We start from the raw sequence: 26,564 nt of genomic DNA, 5'->3' as shown, positions 1-26,564 counted from the left end.
CCGGCCCATTGCCACCGATCGTGGCAGTGGGCCGGAACTGCACCACCCAGAGAGGAATCACGATGAAGAATCGCTTCGTCAAAGACAACGGACTGACCATGCGCATGGGTTGGACCATCTTCCTCAACGGGCTCATCTACGTCATCCTCATCCTCGCGATCTGGTGGATGTTCGGTCAGAACCTCGGCGGGGTCATCTTCGCCGTGGTCGTCAGCGTCGGCGCGTTCTTCTTCCAGTGGTACTTCTCGGACAAGATCGCGATGCGCGCCATGGGCGGCAGAGAAGTGACCCCGCAGGAGGCACCGGAGCTGCACACCATGGTCGACCGACTCTGCCAGCTCGCGGATTCGACGAAACCGCGGGTCGCGGTCTCGAACTCACCGATCCCCAATGCCTTCGCCACCGGCCGCTCCCCCGAGCGTTCGGTCGTCTGCGTCACCCGGGGACTGCTCGAGAAGCTCGACCGCGACGAGGTCGAGGTCGTCCTCGCACACGAGCTCTCCCACGTCGCCCACCGTGACGTCACCGTCATGACGGTCGCCGGTGTCACCGGCGTCGTCGCGGCTCTGATGATGCGGGCCGGCTACTACATGAGCTTCGGACGGTCGAACAACAATAACAACGGCGTTCCGATCCAGCTGCTGTTCCTGCTCGTCGGAGCCGTCGTCTACGGACTCTCGTTCGTCCTCATCCGCAGCCTCTCGCGCTACCGTGAGCTCGCCGCCGACCGTGCCGCCGCGATCCTCACCGGTGCCCCGTCCACCCTGGCCTCGGCGCTGACGAAGCTGAGCGGGGACATGAACAAGATCCCGGAGAAGGACCTGCGTGCCAGCGCCTCGGCGAATCACCTGGCCCTCATCCCGGCCGTCAACGCCAAGGCGAGCTTCGGCCAGCTCTTCTCCACCCACCCTTCACTCGACAAGCGACTCGAGCAACTCGCGAAGATCTCCGCACAGCTCTCGCGCCCCGAATGACCTTTCCCACCACTCCGCGCAGCTTCACCACCCTCGACTAGGAGTTCCATGGGTTTCTTCGACGCACTTCTCGGACGGTCCAAACCGAAGCGGGCCAACCTCGACGATCTCTTCGCGCTGCCGCCGGCCGCGCTGACCCTGCAGGCCGCCACGGGATTCGTCCCCACCGGAGTCGGTGCGGTGGCCTTCCGCCAGGTCGAAGGCGCGGCATTCCAATCGGCCGAATCTGAGAGCGTCGCACTCATCGGCTCCGACCCGTCCGCCTCGGTGCGACAGCAGAATGACGGGTTCGGCTACACCTGGCAGGTCGTCTCCGATGCCGACGCCGAAGTGGTCAACCTGGTCACGAACATCCACGCCGTGAACTCGGCGCTGGTCAGTCAGGGCTTCGACACAATGCTGCTGTGCACGACCGTGTACTTCGCCAACCCTGACGGGCGGCGGATGGCCCTGGTCTACCAGTACAAGCGCGGAACCTTCTATCCCTTCGTGCAGTCGGGGCCGAAGCAGCGGGACAATCCGCTCGAGATCCAGGTCCGCGGAGTGCTTTCGAATGAGCTGCCGTTCGAGGAGGACACCTCGAACTGGTCGGCCCTGTGGGATGCCCCGGGGCTCAACGACTCCCCCGCGGCCGAACGGGACTGAGGACCGGAGCCGCCCGGCGCCTGGCCATCCCGTCACTGGGAATGGGGAATGGCACCGCCGCCGATTTCGGCACCATGAAACACGAAGGAGGGCGTCCCCGCGGGGACGCCCTCCTTCATGTCATTCTCAGCTGTTCCGGCCCTCGACCCGGACGCGCTCTACTCGGTGGCCACCTCGATGACTTCGCCCAGGGCTTCGACGCGGTCGCCGGGACGGATCGTCGCACCTCGGCGGGTCTCGACCGTGCCGTTGACGGTGACCTCACCGTCGGCGATCATGTCCTTGGCCATGGCTCCGTGTTCGGCGACCCCGTGGAGTTTGAGGAGCTGACCGAGCTTGATCGATTCGCCGCGGATCTCGATGGTCTCCATCAGAACAGGTCGCCCAGGTCGAAGCCGTCGCCGCCGAAGAGGCCGCCGCCGTCTCCACCGCCCATATCGCCGCCGCCGTCGCCCCCGCCGATGTCTCCACCGCCGTCGGCACCGGACGCGGCGTCAGCACCGTAGGCGCCGTCCCAGCCGCCGCCCATTCCGCCGAAGAGCATCGCGCCCATGAGCACGCCGGGGAGCAGCCCCGAACCGGCGTAGGAGTTGAAGTAGCCGCGGTTGTATTCGGCGTAGGCAGGACCGGCCTCCCAATAGGCGCGGCGGGTGTGGCCGTCGGCGGTCACGACCTTGCGCACGGCGGGCTCGGCACCGACGGCCACGCGCTCGGCATCGGCGGCGCAGACCGGCACGGGGCGCAGCTGACCGCCGGCCGGGGCCCAGTCGATGTCTTCGACCGAGGGACCGTGCTGAGGATTGAAGAAGCATGGGGGGCGACGCACGGGAAGCGGCTTGCCCTCGATCCGAGCGCGCACGCACTTCGCGGCATAGCGGCCGTCCTCGAGCGCCTCGGTGACGTGGCGGATGTCGGCAGGCTCATCGACCTTCTCCAGGGTCTCCTTGGCGACATCGTAGGAGTCGAGCGCCTGCTTATAGTCCTGCGAACCGCCGGTGTCGAGTTCGACTCCGGCCGTGAGGATATCGAGTTCGGCGACTTCCTCGCCGAAGGAGGTGACATCCTCCTCGGCGGTCTTCTTCACCTGTTGGAGCTCGGTGGCGAGAATCTCTCTCTGTCGCGCCTTCTCCTTGCGGTGACCGATGAAGAAGACGGCTCCGAGCACGATGAGTATCAACAGGAATATGTATCCCACGATCTATGCCTCCCCAGCAAAAAGACTCTTGATCCAGTATGCCCGAGTAATCTGGCAAGGCTCTGAACTCAGCTTCCGGATCCGCTCAGCACAGCTCCCTTCGCCCCGAACCAGTGAACTCCTCAGCCGAGGCCGATGGGCCCTTCAGCCGAGGCTGCTGAGTCCTTCAGCCGAGGCTGATGAGCCCCTTGACGAGTGCGGCGATCCCACCGCCGAAGGCGAGGACGAGCATGCCGATCCGCGCCGCTGCCGCGTCCAACCGCTTCGACAGCCAGTCGCCTCCCATCAGACCGACCGCGATGACCACGGCGATGCCGATCCACGTGGGCATCTCCAGCTGCGGCCAGGCAGCCTCGGCGAAGAGCATCTTCACCACGATCGCCGAGGCGGTTCCCACCACGAGGAACGGCTGCAGGGTCGCCGCAAAGGATCGTTGACCCCATCCGGTGAGGACGGCGTAGGCGCTGACCGCGGGACCGCCGGCTCCCGCGGCTGCCGACATCGTGCCCGAGAGCGCTCCCGCAGTGAATTTCGTGGCGAAGTTCGCGGGTATGCTGGTCCCGGTTCGGCCGATGAGCATCGAACTCGTGAGGGATCCGATGATGAGCAGACCGATGAGAATCTGCAGCGGGGCTGCCGGAAGGACTACAGCGAGCAGAGCACCGGGCAGGGTGCCGATGACTGCGCCGAGCGCCAGCTGCCAGAACGAGCCCCATTCGACCTCGCGCCAGGTGCGCAGGAACACGGTGCCGCTGGCGACGATGCCGCAGACGTTGACCAGCACGACACCGGAGACCGGGTCGAGGAGCAGGACGAGGAAGGGGCCGCTGACGAGGCCGAAGCCCATTCCCGTGACCCGTTGGGAGAGTGCGCCGATGAGCACTGCGAAGAGAATGAGCACGACGACGGGTTCCACACGCTCGAGTCTAGTTGAGGCCCTTCCCGGCCCGGGCAGAGCTCTTGCTGTCCGAAGCAGAGCTCTTGCAACTTGGGGGAAAACCCGACAGATCGGGTGAGCTCGGCCTCCGTCGAGCTCACCTACCTTGAGCGGGGTTACAGTAAGAGGCATGAACAGCCGTCCCCTCTGGTCGCGATTCAGCGCGGATCCGCGCGCTCACGCCCAGATGCGCGCCTCCGACGCGGACCGGGCCGTGGTTACCGATGTACTCTCGGAGGCCTACGCACTGGGGCAGATCGATGCCGAGGAATTCGACGAACGCATTGAAGCGGCCGGACGTCTGAAGACCCTGGGAGAGGTCCCGGACCTCGTCCAGGATCTCATCGTCGTCGACGTCGACGACCAGGAACCGAGCGAGCTCAGCTCCACGGCCCGCGCCCAGGCACTCGCCCGCCTCGAGTCAGACCGGATCCCGATCACACCCGAACAGATCGAGGCCGCCGCACAGAAGTACTACAAGGACCGAGTTCGCCAATCACTGCTCGGACTCATCGCCGGGCCCGCCGGGGTGACGATCGGCATCTGGGCCTTCTCCTCCATCGTCAGCAGTCAGTTCATCTTCTTCTGGCCGATCTTCATCATCATCCCGATGCTCCTCGGGGCGATCTCCCGGATCTCCCACAAGGACGAGATCATCCGCAATCGCAGACGCGAGCTCACACAGCGGGCCCGGGCCCACCTCGGCGATGCAGAAGCACAGCGCGAACTCGAGCAGACCCAGCGGGACGGCGAGGTGGACACGGACGGCTTCGGCCATGGACTGCAGCCCCCGCATCCGCTGGAGCCGCCGTATTCGCCGGGCACTCACAGCTCGTCACGAGATGAGATGCGCAGGCGGCGCTGGGAACGCCGGCGACGCCGTGGGAATCCCTGGGACTGAGTGAAGTCACTGCCGAGGCGTCAATTCGCCTAGGGCCCGAAGACCCTGATCTGCGCGAAGGCTTCAGCCTTGTGGGTCTGAAACCAGAAGGTGTGGGAGAAAAAGCGCAGATTCTCGCTGGCGGCATCGTCTTTCCAGTGCCCCCAGGCCGCGGCCGCTTTGCCGTGGGTGATGGCTGCTTCGAGGTGACCGGCCTCCGGACGACGCTCGACCACCCCCAGCAGGGCCTCCACGACCTCCTCCCGCCCGGTATAGGTGTCGAGTCCATCCTCGCTCACGATCTGGAGGACGCAGTCCTCGGCGACCACCTCGGCGAGGGCATCACGATCGCCGGTGAAAAGGTTCTCCTCGAACCGGGCGACGAACACGTTCTTGGGGCTGTTTCCGCAGGAATCGGTGCCGGTGAAGGTCATGGCACCCAGCGTAGACGGGCACACCTGACGCCACAATGGGGCCGAGCAGGTCACAAGTGGTCCGGGCTCCGCGCCCGCCTCGGCGAACGGATCGGCGAACGGAATGGCGAACGGATCGGGTACGAAAAGAGCCGTGCCGGCACCCTTGTGGGCACCGGCACGGCTCGTTGAGCGAGAGGGACTTCAGATCAGAAGCCCATTCCGCCCATTCCGTCCATACCGGCAGCAGCTGCGTCAGCACCTGGTGCGGCCTTCTCAGGCTTGTCGGCGACGACCGACTCGGTGGTGAGGAACAGACCAGCGATCGAGGCGGCGTTCTGCAGGGCAGAGCGGGTCACCTTGACCGGGTCGTTGATGCCGGCGGCCAGCAGATCCTCGTAGTCACCGGTTGCGGCGTTGAGACCGAATCCGGCTTCGAGGTTGGCGACCTTGTCGGCAACCACACCGGCTTCGAGGCCGGCGTTCGTGGCGATCTGCTTGAGCGGGGCCTCGATGGCAACCTTGACGATGTTGGCACCGGTCGCCTCGTCGCCGGTCAGGGCGAGATCGGCGAATGCGGCCTTGCCCGCCTGGATCAAGGCGACGCCGCCACCGGCGACGATTCCCTCTTCCACAGCAGCCTTGGCGTTGCGCACGGCATCTTCGATGCGGTGCTTGGTTTCCTTGAGCTCGACCTCGGTGGCAGCACCGGCCTTGATGACCGCAACACCGCCGGCCAGCTTGGCCAGGCGCTCCTGCAGCTTCTCACGGTCGTAGTCCGAGTCCGAGTTCTCGATCTCGGCGCGGATCTGTGCGACCCGTCCGGCGATCTCCTCGGCGTCTCCGGCACCTTCGACGATGGTGGTCTCGTCCTTGGTGATGACGACCTTGCGGGCGGTGCCCAGCAGGTCGGTGGTGACGTTGTCGAGCTTGAGCCCGACTTCCTCGGACACGACCTGACCACCGGTGAGGATGGCGATGTCGGCCAGCTGAGCCTTACGGCGGTCTCCGAATCCGGGAGCCTTGACGGCCACGGACTTGAAGGTGCCGCGGATCTTGTTCAGCACCAGCACGGCGAGGGCTTCGCCCTCGACGTCTTCGGCGATGATGAACAGCGGCTTGTTGGACTGCTGGACCTTCTCGAGGACGGGCAGCAGATCCTTCACGTTCGAGATCTTGGAGTTGACGATGAGGATGTAGGGATCCTCAAGGACAGCTTCCTGGCGATCGGTGTCGGTCACGAAGTAACCGGAGATGTAGCCCTTGTCGAAGCGCATACCCTCGGTCAGTTCGAGCTCGAGTCCGAAGGTGTTGGACTCCTCGACGGTGACGACGCCTTCCTTGCCGACCTTGTCGATGGCCTCGGCGATCAGTTCGCCGATCGCGGGATCCCCTGCGGAGATGCCTGCGGTCGCAGCGATCTGCTCCTTGGTCTCGATGTCGATGGCGTTGCCCAGCAGGACACCGGTGACGGCCTCGACGGCCTTCTCGATGCCGCGCTTGAGGCTGAGCGGATCAGCACCGGCTGCCACGTTGCGCAGACCCTCGCGGACGAGTGCCTGAGCCAGAACGGTAGCGGTGGTGGTTCCGTCACCTGCGACGTCGTCGGTCTTCTTGGCGACTTCCTTGACGAGCTGGGCGCCGATCTTCTCGTAGGGATCCTCGAGTTCGATCTCCTTGGCAATGGAGACACCATCGTTGGTGATGGTGGGAGCGCCCCACTGCTTTTCGAGCACGACATTGCGGCCACGGGGTCCAAGGGTCACCTTGACCGCGTCCGCGAGCTGGTTGAGGCCAGCTTCGAGTCCCCGACGAGCTTCTTCGTCGAATGCAATCATCTTTGCCATAGTGGCTTAGATCCTCCCTGATGGAGTGGAGTGGGAATCCAGAGCAGTCGTCAGCGCCCGCGACGGCAGAGAGTGTGTCCGCATGTTCCATTCCACACAGGGACCACGCTCTCGAGACGACCGATGGAAATCCCAACGGCTTTCACCAGTACTAGATTTAGCACTCTCCCCATGCGAGTGCAAATATGACGACCCCCCGCCGAGGCGGCCCATCGTTCCCGATCCCCGCAACCTCGGCGATCGGGTGCTGGTTCGGCTCAGCGCGAAATGACACCGCACGGGGTGAACGGTCACGTCGATGAGAAGAGTGTGCGCGCCTCGTGCGGAGGCGGTGCGGCATGCAGACACCACGCGCGGCGGCAACTGAAAAGCGCCAGGCAGCGGACTGCCTGGCGCTTTCCCCGCGCGGAAGAGCCTCGACCGAGATCGATGCCCGCCGCAGCGGATCAGAAGACTGTTTGCTGACGCGAACGAGCCTCAGAGGAGGGTGACGGATTCCGCCTGAGGACCCTTTTGTCCTTCTCCAACTTCGAACTCGACCTGCTGGCCCTCTTCGAGAGAGCGGTAGCCGTCCATCTGGATTGCGCTCCAGTGAACGAACACGTCCTGGTTGTTGCCTTCCAGGGTGATGAATCCATAGCCCTTTTCGGCGTTGAACCACTTGACGGTACCTTGTGCCATTACTTCTCCATACAGTGCAGTGTCATTGACATCCCGCATCAAGACCGCGGCCGGTTGACGGCGCGCAGGGATGCGGACGCTAGTAAAACTCAACCGACCCCGCGATTTCTCTCATTGACCTCTGGAGAATGATCTCGGTGAAGCACGAATAGAACACAAGGTGCTGTGCTTGCCTAGCTGGTGCAACTCTACCCCAGCACTGCACCTGACTTTCAGGCGTTCTGCACTGTTATGAATTCGTTATATGACGTTTCCCGGCCCGTTCACCTCGGTTGTCGCACCCCGAACTCACTGCTCGGATCACCGATGCGCATCAGGGAACCGACGTTGCAGAGATTCGAATCCATGCTGAACGGAAGAATCTACTCCCCGAAAATGCGCCGATCGCTCGGCAGCACCTCGAGTCCCGCTCAGCGCTCAGCCTTCGGCGGTGCCCGCGCCCTCGCTCGTGGAGGACTCCTCGGTCGAGCCGCTGCCCCCGGAACCGGGATCGCTGTCGGCCTTATCGGAGCAGATCACCACGGTGACGTCGGCGTCGAAGTCCTCGGAGGCTTCGGTGGCGTCGATGCCCAGTGACTCGGCGACGAGCTTCGCCTGCGAGGCGTTGTCCTCACCGGAGTAGTAGACGGTCGAGGTGGTCAGTCCGGTCGAGTAGTTGCCGACCTGACCGAGCTTCCAGCCCTTCTCCTCGACGACCTCGGAGAACTTCTTGGCCACACCGGACTTGCCGGAGCCGTTGAGCACATCGACCGTGATCGAGTCGTCGGCGACGCTGACCTCGCTCTCACTCGGCGAAGGCTCCGCCGAGCTGGTCTCCTCCGCTGGAGGATCGGCCACCTTCGACTCGGGGTTGCCCATCGAGGAGAAGATGATGTTGATGGCCGCGACGACAAGCAGCACGGCGACGAGCGCCAGGACGATGACCAACGTGATGGCACCGATATTCGAATGGGCCGCCGATTCCTGGCGGTGTGCGCCGGTGCGACGACCGGGCTCGATCTCGTCGAATTCGTCTGTCATGGTCTACCTCGAGACGCGGGCTTGGGCACGTTCGCTCTGCCGCGTGCTGCGGATGCGACGCAGACGCTTGACCAGCATCGGGTCGCTGGCCAGAGCCGCGGGATTGTCGAGCAGGGAGTTGAGTATCTGGAAGTAGCTGGTCGCGGACATGTCGAAGCGCTCGCGAATCGCATGGTCCTTGGCGCCGCCGTATTTCCACCACCGCCGCTCGAATTCCAGAACGGCCACCTCGAGCTCGCTCAGTTCAGAGGTGTCGTGGTTCTGCGGCATAGAGGTTGTGCTCCTTCGAGAAGTGGCGTCGCGTCTATCTTATCTCCCGATGGACGCCGACCGGAATTTCCGGCGCGTCGAGTTGCGCACACCTCTGAAACGGCTCACTCCGCCGGTGACAGCGTCGATCGGAATCGAGACCGTCACCGGCGGAGTGGACTGCAGAGCCGCAGAGCCGCCTCGCCGAGGTGGGGCGGATTCGGCCTCGTCCGTTCCCGTCCGCTGTGGTGGAGAGGGAGCAGGGGCGAAGCCGCCCGACCGAGGTGCCCGCTCAGCGGATGCGGATGTTGACCTGTTTGATCTGGGTGAAGCCTTCGAGCATACCCTCCAGCGATGCCTCGCGACCGAAGCCCGAGGTCTTCATGCCGCCGTAGGATTGGCCGGCCAGCTGTCCGCCGCCCTGGTTGACCTGGACCCAGCCGGATTCGATCCGGTTGGCCATGGTCAGCGCCGCGTCGACGTTCTTCGTGAACACGAAGGCCGCGAGCCCGAAGTCGGAATCGTTGGCCATGTCGATGACCTCGTCGATGTCCCTCCACGGGATGACCGAGAGGACGGGGCCGAAGATCTCTTCGCGGCTGGTCTGCCAGTCGTTCTTCGCCTTCGAGAAGATCACGGGTGCGTGGTAGAAGCCGGGCTCGCCGACCTCGAGCGAATCGGAGCCGTCGTAGGCGACCTCGACGCCGTCCATGGACTTGCCGAGTTCGATGTAGTCAGCGACTTGGTCGTACTGCTTCTCGTTGATGATGCAGCCGATGTCGGAGTCCTCGTCGCGCGGGTCGCCGACCTTCATCTTCGACACGGCGTCGACGAGCTTGGCGAGGAAGTCGTCGTAGATGTCCTCGTGGAGGAACAGCCGCGAACCCATGGTGCAGGACTGTCCCTGTCGGGCGAAGCGGGTCGACAGTAGCACCTGCTGGAGCGTGTCGTCGTCGTTCGAGTCCGGGAAGATGATGTTCGGGGACTTTCCGCCCAGCTCCATCGAGGAATGGGCGAGCCGGCCTCCGGCCGCCTCGGCGACGTGACGGCCGACGCTGGTGGATCCGGTGAAGGAGACCTTGTCGACATCGGGGTGGACGTTGAGGGCCTCGCCGATGATCGATCCCTTGCCGGTGACGACGTTGAGGACGCCGGCCGGGAGAATGTCGGCGATGAGCTCGGCCATCTTGAGGATCGTCAGCGGTGCGTCTTCGGCGCATTTGAGGACGATGGTGTTGCCGGCGGCGAGCGCGGCAGGAGTCTTGAAGGCCGCGATCATCAGCGGGGAGTTCCACGGCAGGATGCCGGCCACGACGCCGAGCGGCACGCGCTTGGTGTACTGCAGCTGTCCGTCGCCGGCCGGGAGGGTGTTGCCCTTGACCTCTCCGGCGACCCCGCCCATGTAGCGGAACAGGTCGGCCAGGGTGATGGTCTCCGGGCGGGCCTGGGTGCGGATCGCGTTTCCGGTGTCGATCGCGGTCAGCTGGGCGAGCTCCTCGGAGCCGGCTTCGAGCGCGTCGGCGCAGGCGATGAGCTTCTTCTGGCGTTCCTTGAACGGGAGCGCCGCCCACTCCGGGAAGGCCTTGCGGGCGGCCTTGACCGCACGGTCGGCGTCCTCTTCCTTGCCGTTGGGCACGGTGGCGATGACGACGTTGCGGTCGATCGGGGTGATGACGTCTTTTCTGTCACTGTCGGCGGCGTCGACCCAGTCGCCGCCGATGAGCATCTTCCAGTCTCTTGCCTCGGGAAATTCCGGCATAGTTGTCCTTCCACCTCTCGGTTCTCCGATGAACTCGTAAGCCCGAGCATATCCCCCACCCCGCCTCGACCACAGACCCGACCGCTGCGCGATCACGCACAGCAAGTCTGCGTCGCCCGCACAGCTGCTCCCGCACGGACGCCCAGAACGGACGCACCGACCAAGACGGTCAAGCTGCCGAGGTGGTCCAGCCGCCGAGGCGGTCGAACGGCCCCACCGCCGTCACCGTTAGAATCGCGGGCATGACGTCGACTCCTGCGCTGACCGAGATCATGTCCCCCGACTGGGCCGAGGCCCTGTCCGATGTCGAGGAGCAGATCCATGCGATGGGCGACTTCCTCCGTGCCGAGATCGCCGCCGGCCGCGACTATCTGCCGAGCGGGGACAAGGTCTTCCGCGCCTTCGCCGAACCCCTCGCCGAGGTGAAGGTCCTCATCGTCGGCCAGGATCCCTACCCGACACCCGGCCATCCCATCGGCCTGTCCTTCGCCGTTGACCCGGAGGTCCGGCCGCTGCCGCGCTCCCTGGGCAACATCTACAAGGAGCTCGAGGCCGATCTCGGGATCGCTCCGGCAGACCATGGCGACCTCCGAGCCTGGTCGAGGCAGGGAGTGATGCTGCTCAATCGCTCGCTGACCGTGCAGCCCGGTCAGCCCGCCTCGCATCGTGGAAAAGGGTGGGAGACCATCACGGAGAGAGCCATCTCGGCCCTGATCGAACGCGACCAGCCGCTCGTCGCGATCCTGTGGGGTCGGGATGCGCGGAACCTCGCTCCCCTGCTGACATCGGGAACCGCCGAGGTGGCCATCGTCGAATCCGCCCACCCCTCACCGCTCTCGGCCAGCCGCGGGTTCCTCGGCTCACGCCCGTTCTCCCGGACGAACGACCTCCTCGGGCAGAAGGGCATCGCCCCGATCGACTGGAGCCTGCCGGAGCAGTAGGCCCGGTTCCCGCGCTCTCAGGCCTGGCCGGAGTCGATGGCGATCGTCGACTCCTGGGACCGGGCGGATTCCGCGGACTTCTCCACCGCATCGGCCTTGAGGCTCTTGAGCGGCCGGGCCAGGTAGCCGCCGAACACGGCGCCGACGGCCAGTGCGGCATTGGACAGGATCGCCGTGAACAGCGAGGACAGGCCCACGGCGAAGGTCACGTTCTCCGTTTCCGAGGCGATCTGGTAGACCGCTTCGAAGATCGAGAGGCCCTGCAGCAGCGTGTAGATCGCGGGAATCGTCAGCACGATCGCCGGGGCGCCGAGGCGCAGTGCCAAGGGCCGCGACAGGAACCCGGCCACCGTGGCCGAGAGCAGGCTGGCCAACACATTGTCGATGTTGAGCAGGGTCAGCGACATCATCGTGATGTAAGAGGCCAATCCGACGACCGCAGCCGGCAGGATGAAGCGCCGCCTGGCCTGCATGCCCACGGCACCGGCCATCGCGACCACGGCCGAGGCGACCAATGACAGGATCGCCGTGACCACGTGCGGACTGTTCTTGGGCACGAGCACCTCGATCTGACTCATCCCCATCGCCTGGCCGCAGACGACGCCGAGGGCGATGCCTGCGACGATGCCCGCCAGGGTCATGAACACCCCGACCATCCGACCGGCGGCGGTCAGGGGGAAGTTCGTCAGCGCATCCTGGACCGCCGAATAGAGCGACTGGGTGGGCAGCAGGAGCACGATTCCGGCGGCCACCATATATTGCGGGGAATCGACGATGCCGAAGTTGCCCGCCGCCATCGCCACGAGCGTCGCGGCACTCGCCTGCAGGCTGGTGATGAAGAACGAGGGCAGGTGGGTCCGGCCGAGGTATTTGCCGACCTGGAAGATGAGGATGGCCATGACGACGCCCAAGGGTGCTGCCACCGCTCCCCCGCCGAGGAGGACGACGAGGCTGCCGACCATCAGTCCCCAGGCGCCGGTGACGAACCATTCCTGGAACGGTCTGCGCTGAGAGCGGATCGCATCGAGTCGGCTGCGGGCCTCGTGGAAGCCGAGCTTGCCGTCGACGAGGTCGGTAACGAGTTTGTGCACGGAGGCAAGCTTCGCGTAGTGCGTGGACTCTCCGCGGTTGACCCGCATCACGGTCATCAGTCGACCATCGGAGGTCGAATAGTGGACGACGAGGGTGTTCGAGGTGAGATCCACCTCGACGGTGGCCAGACCGCAGGCCGTGCAGGCGGCGATCACGGAGACCTCGACATCGCTGGTGGCGGCACCGGCGCGCATCGTGATCGCGGCGATGTCCGCGGCGAGGTCAAGGACCATTCGGGCCTCGTCCTCGCTCGGTTCGGTCGCCTGCACGGGAGCCTGGTAGGGGGTGCCCTTGAGGGCGGTGACGATCGGCACCGGCTGCGTGTTCGTCGAGGTTCCGGACACGAGCTTGCCGACGGTGCGGCGCGCGACTCGCTGAGCGATGCGCTGCGAGGCGCCCCGATGGTCGGTTCTGTTGCCTTTGGCCTTGCCCGAGGCGGTCTTCGCAGCCTTCGCCGCGGCCTTGGCGTTAACGGCTGCAGCTTGGTCCGCGGAATCCTCGGGCACCTCGCCGACCGGTGAGTCGCGCAGCTCCTGGAGACGCTGCAGGCGGGTGCGTTCGAGCAGCTCCCGCAGTGCCTGCGACCCCACCTCGGGGTTGGCCGCGGCAGGGGTCGCTCCCCGCACAGGTCCTGGTGATGCGGGATCCTCCACCGGGACCTGGGCGGTGGTGGCGTCTTCGGGGGTGTCCTCGCTCACGGCTCGCTGATGAGAGTCGGGCCGTGCGGGTCGGCGACGGCGGCGGTTCCGGACTCGGCGTCGAATTCGTAGACCTTGCGGCCGGAGACGAAGACCGTCTCTGCCCGCGCATCGAGGTCGAGGGGGTCTCCCGACCAGATGACGATATCGGCGTCGCGGCCCGGGGCCAGAGAGCCGAGCCGGTCGTCGAGACCGAACATCGCGGCCGGATTGATCGTCAGGGCCTCGAGGGCGATGACCGGGTCGAGCCCCTCCTTCACGGCCAGGGAGGCTTCGTGGATGAGGAAGTTGATCGGGATCACCGGGTGGTCGGTGGTCAGGGCGATGCGCACACCGGCCTTGGCCAGGGCGGCGGCGGTGGCCAGCGTGCGATCGCGCAGTTCGACCTTCGAGCGGCTGGTCATCAGCGGTCCGAGGATGACATCGATGCCTTTGGCCGCGATGTAGTCGGCGATCTTGTGGCCTTCGGTGCCGTGGTTGATGATCAGCCGGTACCCGAACTCCTCGGACAGGCGGATGGCGGTGGCGATGTCGTCGGCGCGGTGGCAGTGCTGGTCCAAGGCGAGGGTCCCGTCGAGCACCTCGGCGAGGGTCTCCTTGACCAGATCGCGCTCGAAGGGCGTCCCCTCAGTCTCGGCATGATCGCGCTTCGCCCGGTAGTTCGCGGCGTCGACGAAGGCTTCGCGGATGATCTTCGCGGTGCCCATCCTCGTCGACGGGGTGACCTTCTTCTCCCCGTAGACGCGCTTCGGATTCTCCCCGAGCGCCGATTTCACGGACAGATCCTGGGTCACGAGCATCTCGTCGACGATCCGACCCCAGGTCTTGAGGAAGGCCGTGCGTCCGCCGATCGGGTTGCCGGAGCCGGGCTTGATCAGCGCCGAGGTGACGCCTCCGCGCAGGGCATCCTTGAATCCCAGGTCGGTGGGGTCGATGCCGTCGAGGGCGCGTACGCCGGCACCGTTGGGATCGGTCATCTCGTTCGTGTCATCGCCGGACCAGCCTTCGCCGTCCTCATGCACGCCGAGGTGGCCGTGGGCTTCGATGAAGCCGGGCAGCACCCAGCGCCCTCCGGCATCGATGACCTCGGTTCCGCTCGGCAGATCTGCCGCCGCGGAGTTCCCCCCGACCACCGAGGTGATCGTGCCCGCTGAGACGATGATCGTGCCCGATTCGATCGCCTCGGCGCGGTTGCCGTCACTGTCGGCGATCGGCAGGATCCGCGCGTTCGTGATCGCGAAATCCGTGCTGGTGGGAACCGGAACCGAGCGATACATTGTGCTCCTTATAGGGTGGTCGACACCGACATTCTGACTGTGTTTTCGAGTCTACGCCACCGGTGGTTTCGACCCGCCGATCACCCGCGTCCGACCCGCAGGGAATCGGTGGGATAACCGGCCCGAATCGTGCTCTGTGTCAGGGATCTCCGTTCGCTGAGTCAGGAGATCTCCGTGCTCTGCGTCGAGGGATGAGTATAGTCTTGAAGTCGAGTCGAGAAGAGAAGGATCCCTGATGCTCCAGACCATCAATTCGTACGTCGCGATCGGCGATTCCTTCAGCGAGGGCCTGATGGATCACGACCCGGACGAGGAGAACCGCTTCCGAGGCTGGGCCGACCGACTGGCCTGGATGCTCACCGAATCCCCGGCCGGCAGCCCTGATCTCAGCTATGCCAATCTCGCGATCCGCGGACGGCTGCTCGATCGGATCGTCGACGAGCAGGTGCCCAAGGCGCTGGACATCAAGCCCGACCTCGTCAGCTTCTGTGCCGGCGGCAACGACTGCCTGCGACCGAAGGCCGATATCGACGATCTGGCCAATCAGTTCGAACGCGCCGTTATCGCTCTGCGTGAGTCCGGCATCGAAGTGCTCATGTGCAACGGCTTCGACACCGAGATCGCCTCGCCCCTGATCCGCGCTGTGCGACCGCGGGTGGGCATCTACAACGCACATCTGTGGACCATCGCGCAGCGCCATGGCTGCCACATGATCGACGTCTGGGGGCTGCGCTCGCTCTATGCCGATGAGATGTGGGCCGATGATCGGATCCACCTCTCGCCGGCCGGCCACGACCTCGTCGCCCGGCAGGCCCTGGCGACGTTGGAGAGCGGTCATTCCCTGCCGGTCAAGGGCTTCGCGATGCCTGCGCGGCCGACCCGAGCGATCCGGGACGTCATGAGCGAGGAGTCGCGGTGGGCCAAGGACTTCTTCGCCCCCTGGGTCGGCAGGCGCCTGCGCGGTCAGTCCTCGGGCGATCGGCTCGGCGCGAAGCTGCCCACCCTCACCCGCCTGCGTCCGCCGGAGGCCGGTGACCCTGTCGACGACGGCGGTGTCGCGCATGACTGAGTCGGCCCGGCCGGGCACGCCGGCGGTCTCCCGCATCGACGAACTCATCGCCGAGGGCGAAGGCCTCGCCGTCGCTGAGCCTGTGCGCCGAGTCGACTACGGGGACGATCCCGATCAGTTCCTCGAGGTCTACGGCGATCCGGCGAGCGCCTCGTCGGTGCTGATCTTCGTCCACGGCGGCTACTTCCGTCCCCGCACCGATCTCACCCATGCCCGCCCCACGGCCCAGGCCCTCGCCGAGGCGGGGGTGCTTGTCGTCCTCGTCGAATACCGCCGAATCGGCGGGCAGCCGCGGAGTCTCGACGATGTCACCGCCGCCATCGACTTCACGACCGGTTCCCTCGAAACCTGGGGTGTGCCGCGCGAGGCCCGGGAGGATCTCGTCATCGCCGGCCACTCGGCAGGCGGATGCCTCGTGCTGTCCTGGGCGAGCCACCTCGGCGAGGACGGCCCAGCGGTCAGCCTGTTCCCCCTCGCCCCGGTCACCGATCTGCTTCGGGAGGTCGAGCTGGGCCTCGGCGACGGGGCGGTGCTCGACTATATGGGAGTGCGTCCCGGTACGCGCCCCGGGGAAGACCTGGCGCCCTACCTGCGGGAGGACCCGCGCAGCCGGGTCGCATGCATCCCTGATCGGGTCGACGTCCACATCATCCACGGCGATGCCGACGAGACCGTCGATGTCGGCTTCTCCCGGACGTTCCCGGCACCGCTGACGGTGCTCGAAGGCGCCGATCACTTCGATCTCATTGACCCCGCATCCCCCTATTTCCCGGACGTCCGGAGGCGGATGTTCAGTCGGGCCGCGGCCGCGACAGAACGCATCGACATCGACTGAGTCGAGCTTGTCGAGGCTATCGCGCCCGTCGCGCCTGCCGAGCCTGTCGAGCCTGTCGAGCCGTAGCTCATCATGGCAGTGCGGCTACGCGAAAGGGCCCGCGCCGATGTCCTGCCCGGACCCCGCGTCCGGGCTGCTCTGCGCGCCTCTCCCATTCGCCGCACCGGGCGTGGACTGCGTGCCCGGACCGTGCTCGATGCCGGTGCGGATGTCGAAAAGCTCGGGGAAGAAGGTGAGGTCGAGGGCCTTCTGGAGGAAGCCGACTCCGCTCGAGCCGCCCGTGCCGCGCTTCATGCCGATGATCCGCAGCACCGTGCGCATGTGGCGGTAGCGCCAGAACTGGAAGTTCTCCTCGAGGTCGACGAGCTCTTCGCAGCTTTCATACTCGAGCCAGTACTCCTGCGGGTTCTCGTAGATGATCCGGAAGGTCTCGAGCAGCTCTTCGTCGAAGATGTGGGCAACGGTCACGTCCCTCTCGAGCAGTCGCTGCGGCACCGGGAGTCCGCGCCGGGCGAGGAAGCGGAGGAACTCGTCGTAGATGCTCGGTTCACCCAGGTACGTCTCGAGCTGCTCCCGGGCCTCGGGCTCGGAGTCGAAGACGGCGAGCATGCCTCTGTTCTTGTTGCCGAGCAGGAATTCCACGGCCCGGTACTGCCAGGACTGGAAGCCCGAGGACTTGCCGAGCTCGTCGCGGAAGCCGACGTATTCGCTCGGGGTCAGCGTGGCGAGCACCGACCACTGCTCGGTCAGAGTCTTCTGGATGTGCTTGACTCGGGCGATGCGTTTGAGCGCAGGCTGCAGGCGGTCGGCGGCGATGAGCCTGCGGACGTCGAGGAGTTCGTGGATGACGAGTTTGAACCACAGCTCCGTGGTCTGGTGCTGGACGATGAACAGCAGCTCGTCATGGTGGACCGGGTCGCTGACCGGATGCTGGGCGCTGAGCAGCCGGTCGAGGTCGAGGTACGACCCGTAGGTCATCTGCTCCTTCAAGTCGGTGTGGATCTCGTCTTCGAGCTTCCGTTCGTTCTTCTCGGCAGTGGACCCATCGTCCTTCGCCTCTGGCCGGTCGTCCGTCTGTTCGGACCTGTCGTCAGTCATGCCGACCAGCTTAGGGCCTCCGGCGCTCCGGATCGGCGATCTCTCTCACGGAGTCGACGAGCCGTCTGAAATCCTCCGGCATCCGGCTCTCACCGAAGCGGACGTAGCCGAAGCGGCTTTCGATGAGGTAGACGAAGCGATCGGCTCCCCCGCCGGCGTGGGATCCCCCGCCGGCCTCGGCGCTCCCGCCGGCCTCGGCTTCGTTGGGACCGGCCTCGGACTCGTTCGAACCGGACTCCGACTCCCACGGCAGCGCTGCGATCCTCGGCCCGATCTCCTCCCGATGCCGGCTCGCATCGACGTCGATGTCCCACACGAGGAGAAAGCCGCCGATCCCCCCGCTGCGTTCGATGAGGAGGTGCCCGAACCCGCCCTCCTCTGCGGAGTCGCGCTCTGTGGAGTCGCGCTCTGCCGACTTGCGCTCGGCGGAGTCACGGCCGGCCAGCTCGGCGCGCTCTGCTCCCGACTGCTCCTCGGCAGGGCCGCTCACCAGCTGCTCCCCACATTGCCTCGCCCCGCGGTCCCAGTGGTCACGCCCACCGCGTCCCAGCTCTGGACGAGCGCATCGTGGACGTCGGATCCGTACCCGAATTGCGCGGCCGCCTCGGCGACGGTCAGTGCAGCGAAGCCGGCGAAGTCGGTCTGCTTCGTGATCGTCCTCCCCGTGAGCACGGCGTACCAGACCTGGCCGACCGTCTCCCAGGCCGGACCGCCGAGGTTGGTGGCCGCGAGCGCGAAGGCGCGGTTGGGGATGCCCGAGTTGAGGTGGACTCCGCCGTTGTCGGAGTCGGTGGTGACGTAGTCGTCCATGTGTGCCGGCTGCGGATCCTTGCCGAGGACATCGTCGTCGTAGGCAGTGCCGGGAGCGAGCATCGAGCGCAGGGCCTCACCGGTCACCTCGGCGGTGAAGATTCCGGAGCCGATGAGCCAGCTGGCGTCCTCGGCGCTCTGCCCCGCCGCGTACTGCTCGGTCAGCGCCCCGAAGACGTCGGCGCAGTGTTCGTTGAGCGCCCCGGGCTGACCGAAGTACTCAAGGTCGGCGGTGTGGCTGATCACCCCGTGGGAGAGCTCGTGGCCGATGATCGAGACGGACCCGGTGAAGCCGGTGAAGACCTCGGCGTCGCCGTCGCCGAAGACCATGAGGCGACCGTCGAAGAAGGCGTTGTCGTAGTCGACGCCGTAGTGGACGCTGGCGATGAGCGGCATGCCGTTGCCGTCGAGGGAATCGCGTTCGAAGGCCTCGGAGAAGAGGGAGTGGGAGGCGCCGAGGCCGTCGTAGGCCTCGTTGACGGAACTGTCGGCGACGGGCTCCTCCCCCTCGCTGCGGACGAGGACGCCGGGCAGGACTTCGCGGTTCTGCGCATCGTGGATGAGCCGGTTGGGGGCCGCCTCAGATGGCTCGGATGCCTCGGACGCGACGGCTGAGCGGTCGGCGGAGCGGTCGGCGGAGCGGTCGGCGGAGCGGTCGGCGGAGCGGTCGGCGGTCTCGCGCAGGTTCTCCGGCGGGGTGTAGCGCAGCCCTTCGGCCCGCAGGTTCCGGCACTGCGCATCGGACATCCGGCAGCTGCGCGCGGCCACGGCGGCACGTGGGAACTTCTCGGCCCCACGATCGGCGATCGCATCGAGCAGATAGGGCGGGACCACGAAATGAGCACTCATGGTCCAAGGGTCGCACCTTCGCACGGATTCCGATAGGCCGTCGGCGACTGCGGTCACTACCTGGTCCTGCGCAGCGTTCCCACAGCCCGCCTCGACGAGGCGAAGGACCGGGATCTCAGACTCTTCGCAGGGGCACCGCACTCGCACTGACGATCGTCTTCGTCTGCTACCCCTCGGCCACCTCGGTGACGGTGTCTTCCCTGCTCCCGGTGGGTGCGCGGAGCACGAGGGTGATGACGATGATGATCATGAACACGGTCGTGAGGAAGGTCGGGATGGGAATGATCGGGTCGAGGAGGACGAGCACCGCGCAGAGCGGGATGACCGTGTTGACGAGCCCGTCGGCGTTCGGACGGATGGCGAGCAGCCACACCCCGAGGACGAAGATCGCGATCGGCACCGAGACCGTGAACGTCGCGAGCACCGGATCGAGCGCACTGTGGCCCAGCTGCGAATCGACCTCGACTCCGACCCCGGCGGAGAAGGCACCCGCGGCACCGAAGATGAAGTAGTGCCCGTAGCCGTATTTGAGGGTTCCCCGCACACCGCCGATCGCCCGGTGGTGGGGCGGCCAGAAGTAGATCCACCACATGGCGGCGGTGACGATGAGGCAGAGCACTCCGAGGGAGACCAGCGGAACGATGTCCTCGATCTCCGAGAATGCCTCGAAGATCGCATCGGCCGAGGCGAGCAGACTCTCACCGAGGACGATGATCGTGAAACAGCCGTAGCGTTCGGTGATGTGGTGCGGATGCCAGGGGGTCTGCTCCCGCAGCTCCGCGAGGACGGGGATGGCCAACTCGGCGAGGACGAGGAGGACCATCAGGGCGATCGACAGCGCCCCGGAGGGCACGAGCAGCCAGAGCAGCCACAGGAGTTGGACGCTGCCGATGCCGCAGGCGTAGATGATCGTCGTCCGTTTGGCGCTGCCCGCGTGCCGGGAGGCGCGCAGCCATTGGGCGATCATGACGATGCGCATGAGCACGTAGCCGTAGACGAGGATGTGTTCGTCTCCGTGTTCGAAGACCGGTCCGATCCCGGCGGCGAGGACGAGCACCCCACCCATCTGGACGATCGTGAGCACCCGGTAGAGCCAGTCGTCGGTGTCGAAGGAGGTGGCGAACCACGTGAAGTTCATCCACGCCCACCAGATTCCGAAGAACACGATGAAGTAATGGCCGAGACCTTCGCCGAGGTGGCCGGCCGTGACCGTGTCATGGAGGTTCGTCGAGGCGATGGAGACGGCGATGACGAAGACGAGATCGAAGAAGAGCTCGAGGGTGCTCGCCGCGCGGCCGGACTCACCGGGGTCGCGCGGGCGCATCGGGGTCAGACGGAACCGGGAGGGGGTGGCGCCGGTCGGCGTTGGCATGGGGCTCACCTCGGTGACGTGGGAATGGCGGCTGCGGTGCGGGCTCGACCCAGTGTAGGCCCGGGCACCCGACGGTGCACCGTTCGCCTAGACTGGATCGGTGCTCAAACCGATCCTCTGGCCCGTTCTCGCGCCGTCTCTGCTCTTCGCCGTCGGGTTGGGTGCGATCCTTCCGGTCCTCGTCCTCGGGGCACTGTCCCTGGGGTCGACCGCCTCGTTCGCGGCCGCCATCGTCGGGATCATGGGAGCCGTGTCGCTGGCCGCAACGGTGCCGGCGGGAATGCTCATCGACCGCCTCGGCGACTTCCGGGCCATGGTCGCCGCGACCGCCACCGCTGTCGTCGTCCTCGGCGCGATCATCGCGGCGCTGATCTGGGATTCTCCCTATTCGCTCGTCGTCTACACCGTCGCCCTCATGCTGTTCTCTCCGGTCAACGACATCTGGAGCCTGGCTCGGCAGGCGGTGGTCGCGGAGATCATGCCCCCGCACGACCTCGGGAAGGCGATGACCGCACTCGGCGGCAGTCAGCGCGTCGGCAACCTCGTGGGCCCCATCGTCGGCGCCGGGCTCATGCTCGTCCTCCCGATCTGGTCGGTCTTCGCCTTCGCCGGTCTCGCCGCCATCGCCGCGGTCATCGTCATGGCCCTGCCGATCGGGCGGCTGCCTGAGATGCCGGGCTCGGGGGCGCAGCGGCAGAGCTCCTCACCCACGGCGACGACCGGCCGGCGTCCCCGCCTCGAGGTGCGGTGGAGCGCTGTGATCCTCGCCGGCATCTCCATCATCGCCCTGGCCGTGGCCCGTGCCGCCCAACCCGTCGTGATCCAGCTGTGGGGTGTCCAGATCGGGTTGCACGAGTCCTCGATCTCCCTGCTCATCGCCTTCGGCGCCGCTCTCGAACTTGTCTTCATGTTCCTCGGCGCCTACATCAAGGACCGACTCGGCCGGGTCGCCACCATGGTTGCGTGTCTGACGATCTTCGGCTCCGGGTTCATCGTCATGGTGGCGCTGCCGAGCCTGATCGGGATGATCGTAGCCGCGGGCATCATGGCCGTGGGCAACGGCCTCGGCGCCGGGGTGAACATGACGATCGGCGCGGACTTGTCGCCGGCGATCGGCCGCGCCCGATTTCTGGGCATCTGGGCGATCTTCAACAACGGCGGCAAGCTGGGCGGGCCGGCGCTCATCTCGCTGGTGATCACCGTCGCCTCCCTGCGCTTCGGGGTGCTGTTCACGGGCATCGGGGCCATCCTCGGCGCGGTCTGGATCCTCGCCTGGTCACCTCGGATCGGACTGCCGGGCCGCCGGCGGAGGCAGCGCGACTGATTGCCGGACTCCACGGTCTCGCGAGCACGCAGATTCGCGAGCACGCAGATCCGCGAGCACGCAGATCCGTCTCCGCCCAAGTCGACCGATACGGCTTAGGCTGGTGGTGACCCTTTCGTCGACGTCCGGGAGTTCTTCCATGCAGGTGAGACGCTGATGGCCGCCCTTGATTTCGGCGGGTACACGTTGCTGACGATTGCCGCTCTCATCTTCCTGCTGATCCAGTCATGGCTGGCCGCGACTGTGGTCCGACGTGTGCTCGGAGTGCCCACAGGGTGGCCGCGGACGATCGCGGTGGGGCTCGTGATGAGCGGTGTCATGGCCGTGACCGTCCAATACCTCTTTCGCGCCGGCACCGGGCAGAACGTCGGCGGTCTCGACGTGGCTCCCGGGGTCGCTCTCATGCTCCTGCTGTTGGCCACCGGGTTAATCTTCGCCCTCGGTGTGGGTGTGCTGGTCATGATCGAGGCCGCGTTCCCGACCGGCAGCCTGCCCGGCCCGCAGTCGCTCCTCTTCGGGTGAAAGGCCCGGCGGCGGCGCGGGCGACGCTACGCCCAGGTGGTGTCGATCGCGGTCCGTCATGGCCTCGGGTCCCAGCTGCGCGGCTTCGGCAGGACAGGTTCGCCCGGCCGGGAGTCCAAGACCGCCCGTGCACTCAAGGAATCCCTCGCCGAGGCGGGGGTGACCTTCGTCAAGCTCGGTCAGATGCTCTCGACCCGGCGCGACATCCTCCCACCGGCCTATGTTCGCGAACTCGAGACCCTGCAGACGCAGGTCACCCCCGAGCCCTGGTCGGTCATCGAACCGGCCATCGAAGACCGAATCGGTGCACCGATCTCGACGGTCTTCTCACGCATCGAGTCCACGCCGCTGGCGGCCGCCTCGGTGGCCCAGGTCCACGAGGCCACCCTGCTCGACGGGACGGAAGTCATCGTCAAGGTCCAACGACCGAAGGCCCTCCACCAGGTCAGTCAGGACCTCGACATCATCCTGCGCCTGGCGAGATGGCTGAACCGGACCACCGTGTGGGGCAAGGATCTGGGCATCGAGAACCTGGCCAAAGGATTCGCCGACTCCCTCGAGGAGGAGCTCGACTACCGCATCGAACTCGACAATATGCGTAGCATCGAGGCATCGCTGCAGCGCTCAGGGAAGTTCGCGGTCACCGTCCCACACGGCTATCCGGAGCTCTCGGGCGAGCGACTCCTCATCATGGACAAGCTGCCCGGCCGGCCCGTGTCCGCAGCGGGGTCGATCCTCCGCGAACTGTCCGCCGAGGAACGCTCGCATCTGGCCACAACACTTCTCGGAGCGACACTCGAACAGATCATCGGCGATGGCATCTTCCACGCCGATCTGCATGCGGGCAACATCTTCATCATGCCCGACGGCTCCCTGGGCCTCCTCGACTTCGGTGCCGTCGGCAGGCTCGATCCCGCGACGCAGACCGCACTCGGCCTCATGCTGTATTCGATCGACCAGAATGACAGTGCCGGTGCCACCGATGCGCTCATCGAACTGCTCGGGCGGCCCGAGGACCTCGACGATCGTGGGGTCGAACGTGCAGTCGGCGAGCTGCTCACCCGGTACGGGGGCAGCGCGGGCGCTCACAATGGGCAGAAGCTCTTCGACGACCTCTTCACCCTCGTGCTGGCGCACAGGTTCTCCGTGCCGGCTCCGATCAGTTCGGCGTTCCGCGCCATGGCCTCGGTCGAGGGAGCACTCCTCGTCATCGATCCGAACTTTGACGTGGTCGCGGTCTCGCGCACGGAGGGCAAGCGCCTCATGCGCAGCAAGCTCAAGCACACGAAGATCACCGATGAGCTCCAACGCCGGGCTCTGCAGCTGCTGCCGATGATCGACCGGATGCCTCGGCGGATCAACAAGATCACCGAGGACCTCGAGCAGGGTTGGTTCTCGATGAACATGCGGGTGTTGGCGAATCCTTCGGATCGACGGTTCCTCACCAGCCTGTTCCAGCAGCTCATCGTCGCGGTCCTCGCCGGGGCGGCCGTGGTCGGCGCCATCATGCTCATCACGAGCGAGGAGGGACCGCTGCTCACGGAGGGGATCCACCTCTACGCCTTCTTCGGCTTCGTCCTCCTCTTCGGCGGATTCGTGCTGAGCATGCGGGCGCTCATGCTCGTGTTCAGACGCGGCGTCGACGGGTAGCGGACCGTCTCCGAAACCCCGCTTCGACGGGCAGCGGGCCACCCGCGAGACCCCGCGTCCTGCACGCTTGCACAGAGCACGGGGTCTGTCTCAGCCGCGATGCTCTCAGCCGGGATGCCGAGCGATCAGGCGGCGGGGATCTCGAACTCCGCCTCGAATTCCGGAACCTTCTTGTCCTCCCCGATCACCTTCGCCTCGGGACGGACGTAGGACCCCTTGATCGAGTCCGCTGTCTTGCCCAGGTAGATCGGAATGTAGCCCGTGGTCCGACCATCGCGGCGTGAGGCGAAGTCGAAGTACTCATAGCCGGCTGCTTCGACCTCATCCTTCGCCGTCGACGCGTAGTTGGCTTCCGATCCGGCGCTGTCGAGGTAGAAGTCCGCGGCGCTGACAGTGCCGCCATAGGTCTTGCCGGGCTCGACCTTCACCTCGAGGTAGACCATTTCACCATCGGGATCGTCGGTGGCTTCGTAGTACTCGGTGGGGTTGTGGCGCACCGCCGAGACGATGGTGATGACGTCTCCGGTCTCCTCATCGGTGAACTCGGTGCCGACCTTCACCTCGGTGCCTTCGGCTGCTCTGGCGCCGGCGTCGGTAGTGTCGGTGGTCTCGCCGCCCCCGGTGGTGTCGGTGCTGTCCGGTGCTTCGGTCTCTTCGGTGTTCTCCTCTGCCGAGAAGCCCTGATTCTGGTCTTCGCTGGGCGCGGCCTCACTCTGTGTGTCTTCGCGAGGTGCGTCCTCGCCGCTGCCGCCGCAGGCTGACAGTGCCAGGACGGCGGCAATGGCCAAGGCAGACGTCTGCGTGAGAACTCGGGCTGTGTGGCGTCCGGTGCGGTTCATCGGTTTCCCTTTCACAATGGTGGGCACTTCCTGAGTCGAGTGAATGTCGACTCATCGGCCCTGACAGGGAGAGACATTACCGACGACGGCACCGGCATCTGGTGATCGATAGAGCACATGGGGTTGCAGATCTGGAACAGGCGCGGTGCATTGCACCCTTTGAGTCAGCGAGCACCGGTTTCAACCAGTGTTCTGTGAACTGAAAAGTGCATTCAGCAGATCCTGCCGGTCTGAACGCACCACACCCCACGTCCGCAGACGACTGCGGTGGGTGGGGTGTGGAGTGAGGGAGCCCCCTGTCAGACTCGAACTGACGACCTTCGCTTTACAAGAGCGGTGCTCTACCAACTGAGCTAAGGAGGCGCGGCGGCAGATCGAAGCCGTCTGCGCCTACACGATAGTAGTCCATTCACCTCAGCGGCCACAAAACCCACCTCGGCGACCACAAAACCATCAGGACGCGAGAAGACCGGCCCACACCCGCCTCGGCGAGCGCGGACCGGTCACGGCGTCACCCGCGAGGGCCTCAGCCCTTGAACTCTCCGGTGGCCTTGAGGATCTCGGTGGCCAGGGCCTGCGGATCGCTCGTCTGCTCGGTGTGCTCACCGTTGATGAGGACCCACGGGGTGGCCTCGACGCCCGAGTCGAGCGCGTCCTGCGTCGTGTCCTCGACGTACTTCGAGAAGGTCTGGTTCTTCACGCAGGATTCGACGGTCTGCTCGGGATCGGAGTTGAGCTTCTTCGAGGTGTCGACCCCGGCGTCCTGGGCGACCTTGAGCAGCTCTTCGTCGCTGCGGCCCTCGCTGCCCTCTTCGGGCTGCTGGGCGTACATGGCGGCGAAGAAGTCTTCGACGAGCTCCGGCTGGGTGTCGATGACGCAGGCGGCGAGATTCGCCGAACGGGACGAGTACTCGTTGCCGCCGGACATCCGGTCGAGGATCGCGACCGGCTTGTACTCGAGGACGACCGAACCCTCGTCGGCGAGCTTCTGCAGCGTCGGGGTGTTCGCCTCCTCGAAGGCCTTGCATCCCGGGCACTGGAAGTCGAGGTAGACGGTCACGGTGGCCGCATTCTCCTGCGCTCCGGCCTCGGTGGGCGCGGGCAGATCGGACTCCTCGCCCTCTGGCATCTCCTTGGGCTGCACGGGAGCCCCGTCCTTGGCCAGTGAGATTCCGCCGGCGACGTAGTTCGCAGGAGTCACCCCGGGCTTGCTCTGCTGGAAGATGAGAACACCGACGACAGCGGCGACCACGACGATGACGACCGCAATTCCCGCGTACAGGATGGTCTTGGCGGTCTTCTCCTTCTTCTCCTGATTCGCTGCGATCTGGCGGGCGTTCTCGCGCGCCTTCTGGCGCCTATCGTCTCCGGAGCTGTTCTTCGCCATTGTTCCTCACGTTGGATCGTCTGTCAGCGGGCGGGCCTGGGACCCGAGGTGGTGAGCCGACGCGTGCGGCCCGACGCCCCCACTGTACCGAAATCGGCACCCGTCCGGTTCCCAGTAAAGTTCAAGGTTCAATTACATAAGCGTTCGACCACGCGTCTTCGTTGAGCGAACGCGACGTCGCCGCGAGGCCCTGGCGGCACC

The 26,564-nt window shown here is 65.9% G+C and carries 26 protein-coding genes and 1 tRNA gene; 9 read left to right on the top strand and 18 right to left on the bottom strand.

Features of this window, described 5'->3' with window-relative positions; all coding sequences use genetic code 11:
- The first annotated feature begins 62 nt into the window (after window positions 1-62).
- Window positions 63-974, top strand: a complete 912-nt coding sequence (gene htpX / locus CV023_RS06060) for a zinc metalloprotease HtpX (RefSeq protein WP_230744570.1) — start codon at window positions 63-65, stop codon at window positions 972-974.
- Between the two features lie 48 nt (window positions 975-1,022).
- Complete coding sequence (pspAB, locus tag CV023_RS06055; RefSeq protein ID WP_230744569.1) at window positions 1,023-1,619, top strand: PspA-associated protein PspAB; 597 nt, start codon at window positions 1,023-1,025, stop codon at window positions 1,617-1,619.
- A gap of 158 nt (window positions 1,620-1,777) precedes the next feature.
- On the opposite strand, the gene CV023_RS06050 is transcribed toward pspAB, so the two are convergent.
- From CV023_RS06050 to CV023_RS06040, 3 genes are all read right to left on the bottom strand, one after another.
- A complete protein-coding gene (locus CV023_RS06050; RefSeq protein WP_230744568.1) occupies window positions 1,778-1,990 on the bottom strand; it encodes an RNA-binding S4 domain-containing protein in 213 nt (70 codons plus the stop codon).
- Window positions 1,990-2,814 carry a hypothetical protein gene (locus tag CV023_RS06045; RefSeq protein ID WP_230744566.1) on the bottom strand — a complete coding sequence of 275 codons (825 nt, stop codon included), beginning with the start codon at window positions 2,812-2,814 and terminating at the stop codon, window positions 1,990-1,992. The genes CV023_RS06050 and CV023_RS06045 overlap by 1 nt, the downstream gene beginning before the upstream one ends.
- 166 nt (window positions 2,815-2,980) lie before the next feature.
- Window positions 2,981-3,730: a sulfite exporter TauE/SafE family protein gene (locus CV023_RS06040; RefSeq protein ID WP_230744565.1), complete on the bottom strand. Its 750-nt coding sequence runs from the start codon at window positions 3,728-3,730 to the stop codon at window positions 2,981-2,983.
- A gap of 151 nt (window positions 3,731-3,881) precedes the next feature.
- Between CV023_RS06040 and CV023_RS06035 the strand changes: the two genes are divergently transcribed.
- Complete coding sequence (locus CV023_RS06035; protein ID WP_230744564.1) at window positions 3,882-4,652, top strand: DUF1707 SHOCT-like domain-containing protein; 771 nt, start codon at window positions 3,882-3,884, stop codon at window positions 4,650-4,652.
- Between the two features lie 29 nt (window positions 4,653-4,681).
- Here the strand turns inward: CV023_RS06035 and CV023_RS06030 are convergent, their stop codons facing one another.
- The 6 genes from CV023_RS06030 to CV023_RS06005 form a co-directional block, all read right to left on the bottom strand.
- Window positions 4,682-5,065 carry a nuclear transport factor 2 family protein gene (locus CV023_RS06030; protein WP_230744562.1) on the bottom strand — a complete coding sequence of 128 codons (384 nt, stop codon included), beginning with the start codon at window positions 5,063-5,065 and terminating at the stop codon, window positions 4,682-4,684.
- Between the two features lie 188 nt (window positions 5,066-5,253).
- Complete coding sequence (gene groL, locus CV023_RS06025) at window positions 5,254-6,891, bottom strand: chaperonin GroEL (RefSeq protein WP_230744561.1); 1,638 nt, start codon at window positions 6,889-6,891, stop codon at window positions 5,254-5,256.
- A gap of 477 nt (window positions 6,892-7,368) precedes the next feature.
- Window positions 7,369-7,572 carry a cold-shock protein gene (locus tag CV023_RS06020; RefSeq protein WP_167950127.1) on the bottom strand — a complete coding sequence of 68 codons (204 nt, stop codon included), beginning with the start codon at window positions 7,570-7,572 and terminating at the stop codon, window positions 7,369-7,371.
- A 417-nt stretch (window positions 7,573-7,989) separates the two neighbouring features.
- On the bottom strand, window positions 7,990-8,592 hold the full coding sequence (locus CV023_RS06015; RefSeq protein ID WP_230744560.1) for a LytR C-terminal domain-containing protein: 603 nt from the start codon (window positions 8,590-8,592) through the stop codon (window positions 7,990-7,992).
- Window positions 8,593-8,595: 3 nt separating this feature from the next.
- Window positions 8,596-8,862, bottom strand: a complete 267-nt coding sequence (locus tag CV023_RS06010; protein WP_230744559.1) for a DUF3263 domain-containing protein — start codon at window positions 8,860-8,862, stop codon at window positions 8,596-8,598.
- Window positions 8,863-9,133: 271 nt separating this feature from the next.
- Window positions 9,134-10,600 (bottom strand): aldehyde dehydrogenase family protein, encoded by a 1,467-nt coding sequence (locus CV023_RS06005; RefSeq protein WP_230744558.1) that lies wholly within the window; start codon window positions 10,598-10,600, stop codon window positions 9,134-9,136.
- A 242-nt stretch (window positions 10,601-10,842) separates the two neighbouring features.
- On the opposite strand from CV023_RS06005, the gene CV023_RS06000 reads away from it, so the two are divergent.
- Window positions 10,843-11,541, top strand: a complete 699-nt coding sequence (locus CV023_RS06000) for a uracil-DNA glycosylase (RefSeq protein WP_230744557.1) — start codon at window positions 10,843-10,845, stop codon at window positions 11,539-11,541.
- A 17-nt stretch (window positions 11,542-11,558) separates the two neighbouring features.
- On the opposite strand, the gene CV023_RS05995 is transcribed toward CV023_RS06000, so the two are convergent.
- Together CV023_RS05995 and CV023_RS05990 are read right to left on the bottom strand one after the other, a co-directional pair.
- A complete protein-coding gene (locus CV023_RS05995; protein ID WP_230744556.1) occupies window positions 11,559-13,331 on the bottom strand; it encodes a threonine/serine ThrE exporter family protein in 1,773 nt (590 codons plus the stop codon).
- Window positions 13,328-14,608 carry an amidohydrolase gene (locus tag CV023_RS05990; RefSeq protein ID WP_230744555.1) on the bottom strand — a complete coding sequence of 427 codons (1,281 nt, stop codon included), beginning with the start codon at window positions 14,606-14,608 and terminating at the stop codon, window positions 13,328-13,330. Before CV023_RS05990 ends, CV023_RS05995 begins: the two co-directional genes overlap by 4 nt.
- 235 nt (window positions 14,609-14,843) lie before the next feature.
- Here CV023_RS05990 and CV023_RS05985 point away from each other — a divergent pair, with 235 nt between their 5' ends.
- A complete protein-coding gene (locus CV023_RS05985) occupies window positions 14,844-15,677 on the top strand; it encodes an SGNH/GDSL hydrolase family protein (RefSeq protein WP_230744554.1) in 834 nt (277 codons plus the stop codon).
- Window positions 15,670-16,512 carry an alpha/beta hydrolase gene (locus CV023_RS05980; protein ID WP_230744553.1) on the top strand — a complete coding sequence of 281 codons (843 nt, stop codon included), beginning with the start codon at window positions 15,670-15,672 and terminating at the stop codon, window positions 16,510-16,512. The genes CV023_RS05985 and CV023_RS05980 overlap by 8 nt, the downstream gene beginning before the upstream one ends.
- Window positions 16,513-16,596: 84 nt before the next feature.
- Here CV023_RS05980 and CV023_RS05975 read toward each other — a convergent pair whose 3' ends face one another.
- The 4 genes from CV023_RS05975 to CV023_RS05960 form a co-directional block, all read right to left on the bottom strand.
- The gene (locus tag CV023_RS05975; RefSeq protein WP_230744552.1) at window positions 16,597-17,610 is read right to left on the bottom strand and encodes a tryptophan 2,3-dioxygenase; all 1,014 of its coding nucleotides are present in this window, start codon (window positions 17,608-17,610) and stop codon (window positions 16,597-16,599) included.
- Between the two features lie 10 nt (window positions 17,611-17,620).
- Window positions 17,621-18,100: a hypothetical protein gene (locus CV023_RS05970; protein WP_230744551.1), complete on the bottom strand. Its 480-nt coding sequence runs from the start codon at window positions 18,098-18,100 to the stop codon at window positions 17,621-17,623.
- Window positions 18,097-19,269: a M4 family metallopeptidase gene (locus CV023_RS05965; RefSeq protein ID WP_230744550.1), complete on the bottom strand. Its 1,173-nt coding sequence runs from the start codon at window positions 19,267-19,269 to the stop codon at window positions 18,097-18,099. Before CV023_RS05965 ends, CV023_RS05970 begins: the two co-directional genes overlap by 4 nt.
- Window positions 19,270-19,435: 166 nt before the next feature.
- Window positions 19,436-20,641 carry a low temperature requirement protein A gene (locus CV023_RS05960; RefSeq protein WP_230744549.1) on the bottom strand — a complete coding sequence of 402 codons (1,206 nt, stop codon included), beginning with the start codon at window positions 20,639-20,641 and terminating at the stop codon, window positions 19,436-19,438.
- A 100-nt stretch (window positions 20,642-20,741) separates the two neighbouring features.
- On the opposite strand from CV023_RS05960, the gene CV023_RS05955 reads away from it, so the two are divergent.
- From CV023_RS05955 to CV023_RS05945, 3 genes are all read left to right on the top strand, one after another.
- Window positions 20,742-21,965 carry an MFS transporter gene (locus tag CV023_RS05955; protein WP_230744548.1) on the top strand — a complete coding sequence of 408 codons (1,224 nt, stop codon included), beginning with the start codon at window positions 20,742-20,744 and terminating at the stop codon, window positions 21,963-21,965.
- Window positions 21,966-22,121: 156 nt separating this feature from the next.
- Complete coding sequence (locus tag CV023_RS05950) at window positions 22,122-22,487, top strand: hypothetical protein (protein WP_230744547.1); 366 nt, start codon at window positions 22,122-22,124, stop codon at window positions 22,485-22,487.
- A 36-nt stretch (window positions 22,488-22,523) separates the two neighbouring features.
- A complete protein-coding gene (locus CV023_RS05945; RefSeq protein WP_230744546.1) occupies window positions 22,524-24,137 on the top strand; it encodes an ABC1 kinase family protein in 1,614 nt (537 codons plus the stop codon).
- A gap of 125 nt (window positions 24,138-24,262) precedes the next feature.
- Here the strand turns inward: CV023_RS05945 and CV023_RS05940 are convergent, their stop codons facing one another.
- From CV023_RS05940 to CV023_RS05930, 3 genes are all read right to left on the bottom strand, one after another.
- Entirely contained in the window at window positions 24,263-24,976 is a 714-nt protein-coding gene (locus tag CV023_RS05940) for a hypothetical protein (protein WP_230744545.1), read from the bottom strand.
- A 290-nt stretch (window positions 24,977-25,266) separates the two neighbouring features.
- A tRNA-Thr gene (locus tag CV023_RS05935) sits at window positions 25,267-25,339 on the bottom strand.
- Between the two features lie 163 nt (window positions 25,340-25,502).
- Entirely contained in the window at window positions 25,503-26,363 is an 861-nt protein-coding gene (locus CV023_RS05930; protein WP_230744544.1) for a DsbA family protein, read from the bottom strand.
- Window positions 26,364-26,564 lie beyond the last annotated feature (201 nt).

The sequence above is a fragment of the Brevibacterium sp. CCUG 69071 genome (assembly GCF_021023135.1).
Classification (GTDB): Bacteria; Actinomycetota; Actinomycetes; order Actinomycetales; family Brevibacteriaceae; genus Brevibacterium.
Note: the sequence above shows the minus strand (reverse complement) of the source record. Positions and strands in the feature narration are given on the sequence as shown.